The following is a 6957-nucleotide window of genomic DNA, read 5'->3' on the forward strand; positions in this document are numbered from 1 at the left end:
ATTTGGTCTTTTGCTACTGCCATAAATAAACTCCTTTTCGATAAGAATTGTCATATCTGTAATTCTTACCAAAAAGGAGCCATTTTTTACCAAAGCCACAAAGTTTTTTACACTACCTTACAGACCGCTGCTTAAATTTTTGTTAAAACGATACCCAACTCCCCAGACCGTCTGTATGTAGATTGGCTTGCTTGGATTGTCCTCAATCTTCTCCCGAATATTCCGAATATGGCTCATGACGATGTTGTAATCGCCAAAATATGGCTCTTTCCAAACACTATCATATATCTGCTCTTTGCTAAATACTATTCCAGCATTTTGAGCCAACAACAATAAAATTTCAAATTCTGTATATGTCAAGTCAATTTCATTTTCTTTACGAACTACAATGCGCTTACGCTTATCAATATAAAGTCCCTCAAAACAAAGTTCCCCTTTATGGACAGCTTTATGTTTCAAAACCTCTATATCTTCACTCACACACGATATAATACGGTTGATAATATGTTCTTCGTCATCTTCAAATGTTAAAATTATAATCTTCCCAAATGATCACCCCATTTCACATCCTGTATAAGCCAATTATTTTTATGCAAATTGTTTTGTCTTATAAGATACCAATCCTTTTACCAAACACCCTATGGCAAAACAAACATTTATTCCCAGTACAATATACCATATCTCATATATGTCATTTACAATTCCCGGCATGACAAGAAAAATCGGCATAGAATCTACTATAAGCCATATGATTCCTCCGAAAAACATCCTTATCAATACAGGAAGTCCCCAACATGCAGCCGCAATAATTACTGCGCCAAAAGAGTTATCCTGATATGCAGAAACGCATAGTGTAATAGCGCATAACGATAAAAGTGCCTGAAAAGCTAATCCTAATAAAATGCCCAGATATTTCGAAAATAATACAGGTTGAAGCATATATTGAGAAAGTACCATCCAGGATATATTTTCAAATCCCTTCAAACCATATATCATCCAGCATAAGACTAAATTGACAAACACAAACCACATAAAAATGAAAATAGTGAATGTAAAAGAAGCTAAAATTTTTGCAGGAACATCTTTTCTTCTTCCTTCTTCCGTGCTAAAAATTAATGGCAGCATTTTCGTCTGGCTTTCCTCTGCGAAAATGGTAGACACCCCGCAAATAATCAATATGCTTCCTAAAATCAATCCAAACTGAAGCATTTCAATAAATACCTTCCATCCCGTTGTATATGTCAAATAAGGTGTTTCCCCAATTTCATCATAAGCTTTTCCCAATTCTGTTTCTCTCAGAGAATACCTTTCCGTTGGAAGTACACCATTTTCCCATGCACCATTGGTAAAATATCGTGTAACAAAATCATTTAAAAAGTTTCCATCTCTCCACCCTGGCATATTTTCCTCAATTTTTGTAGGCAAACCATATTTTTCAATTATTTGATTCACTTTTACATCCGTCAAATCACCTTCAAATTCTTGCGTAATCTTCCGATTCATCTGCACTGCTTCATAGCCGGAATAAAACTTTCCATCTACTGTCGCTATTTCTCCACCGACTTCTGCAAACCAGAAATACAGAAACAGCAATCCTGTCGCAGCCAACATTCCTATTTTAAATATTTTATTTTGAAAAAGTTTAAAAAGCTCCATCTTATAAAGTCGCATTTTTTTCTCCCCCTGTTATTTGTGTATGATAAAGATATGCATCTTCCAGTGTACTTTCCACATTTTCTGCACCTGCAACCGGCTGTCTTTCTGAAACAATTCTTAGTTCAACATTTTCTCCACTACTTCTCATATTGCTTACAATGAAGCTACTGGTTATCTGCCCTGCTTCTTTTTCAGAAACAATACACTTCCAAACACATCCTTCTACTTTGTCAGTAATCTCTTTCTCCGTTCCTTCTTGAATCAGTTCTCCATTCTTCATAATCAAAATACGGTCTGCAATATAATCTATATCAGATACGATATGTGTAGACAGTAAAACCATCCTATTTTTTCCAAGTGAACTAATCACATTACGAAAGCGTACTCTCTCCTTTGGATCAAGCCCTGCTGTAGGTTCATCTAAAATCAAAATTTCAGGATTATTCAGAAGCGCCTGTGCAATTCCTATTCTTCGTATCATACCTCCTGAAAAAGTCTTCAGCTTTTTCTTTTTCACATTTTTTAACTCTACCATATCTAAAAGTTCGTCAATACGACTATCGGCATAGTCTTCCGGTAGTGCTTTCAATGCCGCCATATATCGCAGGAAGCGTTCTGCAGTAAAATCACCATAATATCCAAAATCTTGTGGTAAATAGCCCAATAACCTACGATACTCTGCTCCCATACTGGCTATCTCAATATTATCGCAATAAATACTTCCCCCCGTTGGCTGCAAAACACCACAAATCAATCTCATTAATGTTGTTTTTCCCGCACCATTTTCTCCCAACAGTCCATACACACCATTTGTAAATGTATAATTGAATTTTCTGACTGCTTCTTTATCCTTGTATTTTTTTTGTACATCCATCAACTTTAATTCGTGCATAATACTTCTCCTTTTTCCATTTTACTAAGCAATTTTTTTATCTGCATTACAAATAAAAGTCCCGACACAAGAAAAGCTACTGCCCATATCCAAAGAGTTGTTACAAAAAGTGCTCTCGGAATCGAACCTATTACTCCATAACTTATTGATAAAAAGATGGCACTCATACCAAATAAAGATGAATTCTTTCCTCTTGTTTCCATTGATAAAATCCCTAATGCAGTTATGCTTGATACTAGATATGGAGTTAAGATATACAGCCCCACCTGTAATAATCCAACTCTCCAATGATAGTTCAAATAGCCAGCTATCAAAAACAATATCATAACATTTATCATCCCCGACAATACCAGCCATGCAGCAACACACTGTTTTGTATTGAAATAGCAGCTTTCTCCTAACTCTGCCATTTTTCCAAAAAACAATTTATCAATCACACTAATAGACGTTATGCTAAGAATACCTGCTCCAACCATACATACAGTAATCATCCCATTTTGATTCAATCCGGTATATTGCAATGCTGTAATAAAAATAATTCCTAAACAAATAAGGACACCATAAACAGCAAAAAACAATTTATCCATGTACCAAAATTGATGAAGCAAAATATTTTTTGTAGACATCATCGGCGTTCTCTGCTTTTCCATTTCCTCAATCATTGCATAATAAGTCTTTTGTTTTCTTATTTCATCAACATGAACTTGCTCATCTGCCTTTGCAAAAAGAGTCTTTATTTCGCTATCTCTCATAATCATTCTCCATTAACTTTTTTAACTGATTTACACCTAATCGAAATCTTGACTTTGTAGTAGAAACACTGCACCCCATAATCTTTGCAATATCTTTAAATTTCATTTCTTCATAAATACGCAGAATAATAACTTCCCTCGTATCCTGCGAAAGTTCCTTTAATAAATTTCTCAAATAAACGGCATCCTCCGCTTCGGTCAGCATATCTTTATTATTTGGAATTTTATCAATCTCCTCCCATTCGATGGCTGTTACTTTTTCTTTCTTATCCCGGAAATAATTAAAACATATATTTCTTGCAATAGTCAGGAGATAACCTTTGAGATTATGATGTTTATAGGAAGTTCCATATTTCATAAATTTCAAAAAAGTTTCCTGAGCAATGTCGTAGGCATCATCCTCTGTTTGAACCATATATAGACAAAAGCGATAAATATCTGCATAATATCGTTCAATAATACTACCGACTGCCTCTTTATTTCCGCTATGTACTTTTTGAATCAATTCGCTGTCTTTCATAGCGTTTTCTCCAATCATAAAACGTCTTACATCTTATATAACCACTACAGAGTAAAAAAAGTTCACTATAAATTTATTTTTTAATATTTTTTTGCCATTCATTCTCAAATACGCACAATAGCTCGCTTAATTCTACTTCCTGCAATTTATTATACTACTATTTTCCATCCCTGCGATTATGTTATGTTCAAGCAAATCATTACTACCTTTTTCTCCGCTTAGAGTAATACTTCCCACACACACAATCCTGCACTGGAAGCTCTGCTTACACTCATGCACACACTTCTTGCACTGGTCATTATACTGTATCCTGTTCTTTTCATTCAAAAAGAACACCCACAACCGTTTTTCACTTACATTAAAATACCGACACACCCTCCGGGAGTGTCGGAAACACACATAGCAAGCACTGCCCATGTCATGACACATGGGCTGAAATTTACTTTTATGCCACAGGCATATCCCGTAAATTTCCATAGGGAAGTATCCCTAACCCTCTTATATTTTTTGAGCCACTTTTCACAGCAAAATCATTGACCTTCTTCTGCAATTTTGCTACAATTTTTTTTGGATAATTCTATCCAAAAATCGAATACACTTTGAAAAAAACTGTTGTAAAACATCGAACATTTTACAGCAGTTTTTTTGTACCCAAAAAAGGAAGGAGTTAAAGAAATGGCAAACAGAAAACGCACTAATCCGGTGCAATTTTATCTCGATGATGACGAGCAATATATCCTGGACGAGAAGTTCCGATTATCAGGAATGAAAAGCAAGTCCGCTTTCTTACGCAAGCTCATTTTGTATGGCTATGTCTATGACGTGGATTACAGTTATTTAAGAAATTATAATACGGAGCTTGGACGTATCAGCTCAAATTTGAACCAGATTGCCAAGCGGGTAAACAGCACCGGAAACATTTATAAAGAAGATATGGACGAAGTAAAGGAGTTGATGAATGAGGTATGGCGTACACAAAAATCCATGCTATCAAAGCAACCGTTGATAAAGCGATAGCCTACATCTGCAACCCCGAAAAGACAGATGAAAAAATGTTCGTTTCCTCTTATGCCTGTTCTCCGGAAACCGCAGCTTATGACTTCAAATATACTCTCGACCACTGCCGGGAAAACAGTCCCAACAAAGCCTATCATCTGATACAGGCTTTTGCTCCGGGAGAGGTTGGTTTTGAGGAAGCGCACCGCATTGGAAAAGAGCTTGCAGATAAACTTTTAGAGGGGAAATATTCGTATGTTGTTACCACCCATATTGACAAAGGGCACGTTCATAACCACATCATTTTTTGCGCCGCTGACAACATAGAACATAACAAATATCACGACTGCAAACAGTCCTATTACCACATCCGGAAACTGAGTGATGAACTGTGCAAGGAGCACAATCTTTCCGTCATCATTCCGGATTCCCGGCGTGGCAAAAAATACAAAGAATGGCAGTCTGAGCAGAGCGGTTCTGCATGGAAAACGCAGATCAGAAAGGACATCAATTTCTGCATCAAGTCGGCTTCCACTTATGAAGAATTTCTGCTTCTGATGAGAGCCAAAGGGTATGAAATCAAAGGGGAAACTTTTGAAGAAGGAGCTGCCAAATACATCTCATTCCGTCCTCTGGATAAAGAGCGTTTTGTGCGTGGCAGTGCGAAGTCTTTGGGTAAAGAATACACAAAGGAACGTATCCGGGAACGCATTGAAAGGAAACGGGAACGAAAGGCAGTTATCCCAAAAAGGGACTACTCTGCCCGCAGGCTCATTGACACCTCAGACGAAAAATTTCAGAGCAGTCCGGGACTGCAAAGGTGGGCTGCCATCGAGAATTTAAAGATCGCCGCACAAAACTATAATGAAGTCGGTTCCCTGTCAGAACTGGAACACAAAATTGCGGTGAAAACCGAAGCCGGAAAGTCTGCAAAGCAGAGCGTAGTAGAACTGGAACACCGGATCAAAGACCTTGCGGAAATCATCAAATACGCACAGCAGTATAAAGACAACCGCTCCTATCATATCGGCTACAAAAAAGCCAAGAACCCGGACGCATATTTCCGCAGATACGAAAGCCAGATCATTCTTTATGGCGGCGCCAGACGTATGCTTGAACAGGCGGGCATAAACTTAAAGGGCTTGAATGTCGATAAGCTAAAAGCAGAGTATCAGGAACTGATGAAGCAGAAAAGCGAGCTGACTTCCACCTATAAAGATTGTGAAAAGGAAGTGCGTGAGCTGAAACGGAAACAGGAAAATCTCAATCAGTATCTCGGACGGACACAGCCCGATCCGGCACAGGAACAACAGGAGAAAAAAGATACTCCGAACCTGTAAATTGGCAAAAAAATAGAGGTGCGCTGGGCACCCCTATCCTAAACCTCTTGCAAAATCCGCAAGGCTGGTTTATAATCAGATTAGAAAACCGAAGGATATTGGAGTGTCCAACGGTTGCACAATCGGAAACTTATAAAGCGTTAAGTTTATTAACGGATTACAGGCTATCCCCTATTGGCGTAGAGGATAGCCTTTCCGTTTATTTGCGGTTACGTTGAGGGCGTAAAATTTTCTGTGTCTATGGGAAAAATTCTTCTTTGATAAGAAACAGATATGTATAATTGTCTTGTCGGAACTTCTGCTTTTTTTGCTGTCGAATTACTTATCTGTTTATAGTATTACCCATTTGACTCATGTTATACATGAATTTTAAAATTTTTTGCAGCACAAATAACGGCATCGGTAATCCCTTTTTCGTGGGCTCTGCCCACACCCGGCCTCAGGAATAAGCTGGGATTTTCTGGGAATACTATAAATGCCGAAGGAATAAGGGGAAGACAGGAGCGGAATAGTTTTTCATCCACTCCTGTTTTCCTTTTACAGGTATGCTGTCAGTCTCTCGTCATATAAAAGAATCAGTTGGTTCAACACTTGATCCCAGTTCCGATAACGCTGCGTCCACTTCTTTGTTACATTTCTGCTCGCAAGAAACAGCATCTTTTCAAGAGCGGTATCACTTGGAAACACACTCTTTGTCTTTGTGACTTTCCTGTATTGACGGTTCAGCCCTTCTATGATGTTTGTGGTATACATAATTCTGCGGATATCTCCGGAAAACTGGAAGAAAGAACTCACATCTTC

The 6957-nt window shown here is 37.9% G+C and carries 9 protein-coding genes; 2 read left to right on the forward strand and 7 right to left on the reverse strand.

Annotated elements, in window-relative coordinates; translation table 11 throughout:
• Nucleotides 1–117: 117 nt before the first annotated feature.
• The 5 genes from B5G33_RS20550 to B5G33_RS20570 form a co-directional block, all read right to left on the reverse strand.
• Entirely contained in the window at nt 118–480 is a 363-nt protein-coding gene (locus tag B5G33_RS20550) for a winged helix-turn-helix domain-containing protein (RefSeq protein ID WP_330396757.1), read from the reverse strand.
• Nucleotides 481–588: 108 nt separating this feature from the next.
• Entirely contained in the window at nt 589–1656 is a 1068-nt protein-coding gene (locus B5G33_RS20555) for an ABC transporter permease (protein ID WP_242974798.1), read from the reverse strand.
• Nucleotide 1657: 1 nt separating this feature from the next.
• Nucleotides 1658–2548, reverse strand: coding sequence for an ABC transporter ATP-binding protein (locus B5G33_RS20560; protein WP_087418942.1), 891 nt, complete (start codon nt 2546–2548; stop codon nt 1658–1660).
• Nucleotides 2536–3300, reverse strand: a complete 765-nt coding sequence (locus tag B5G33_RS20565) for a hypothetical protein (RefSeq protein ID WP_242974799.1) — start codon at nt 3298–3300, stop codon at nt 2536–2538. The genes B5G33_RS20560 and B5G33_RS20565 overlap by 13 nt, the downstream gene beginning before the upstream one ends.
• Nucleotides 3290–3820, reverse strand: a complete 531-nt coding sequence (locus tag B5G33_RS20570; RefSeq protein ID WP_087418944.1) for an RNA polymerase sigma factor — start codon at nt 3818–3820, stop codon at nt 3290–3292. The genes B5G33_RS20565 and B5G33_RS20570 overlap by 11 nt, the downstream gene beginning before the upstream one ends.
• Nucleotides 3821–4495: 675 nt before the next feature.
• Between B5G33_RS20570 and B5G33_RS20575 the strand changes: the two genes are divergently transcribed.
• Together B5G33_RS20575 and B5G33_RS20580 are read left to right on the forward strand one after the other, a co-directional pair.
• Entirely contained in the window at nt 4496–4837 is a 342-nt protein-coding gene (locus B5G33_RS20575) for a MobC family plasmid mobilization relaxosome protein (protein ID WP_087418945.1), read from the forward strand.
• Nucleotides 4786–6156 (forward strand): relaxase/mobilization nuclease domain-containing protein, encoded by a 1371-nt coding sequence (locus tag B5G33_RS20580; RefSeq protein ID WP_087418946.1) that lies wholly within the window; start codon nt 4786–4788, stop codon nt 6154–6156. Before B5G33_RS20575 ends, B5G33_RS20580 begins: the two co-directional genes overlap by 52 nt.
• A gap of 356 nt (nt 6157–6512) precedes the next feature.
• On the opposite strand, the gene B5G33_RS21475 is transcribed toward B5G33_RS20580, so the two are convergent.
• Both B5G33_RS21475 and B5G33_RS20585 read right to left on the reverse strand, forming a co-directional pair.
• Nucleotides 6513–6680: a hypothetical protein gene (locus B5G33_RS21475; RefSeq protein WP_158229663.1), complete on the reverse strand. Its 168-nt coding sequence runs from the start codon at nt 6678–6680 to the stop codon at nt 6513–6515.
• 13 nt (nt 6681–6693) lie between these two features.
• A partial coding sequence (locus B5G33_RS20585; protein ID WP_140403181.1) for a transposase occupies nt 6694–6957 on the reverse strand: 264 nt, incomplete at its 5' end.

Origin of the sequence: Blautia sp. An81 (assembly GCF_002161285.1) — a bacterium.
In the GTDB taxonomy this organism is placed as follows: domain Bacteria; phylum Bacillota; class Clostridia; order Lachnospirales; family Lachnospiraceae; genus Blautia; species Blautia ornithocaccae.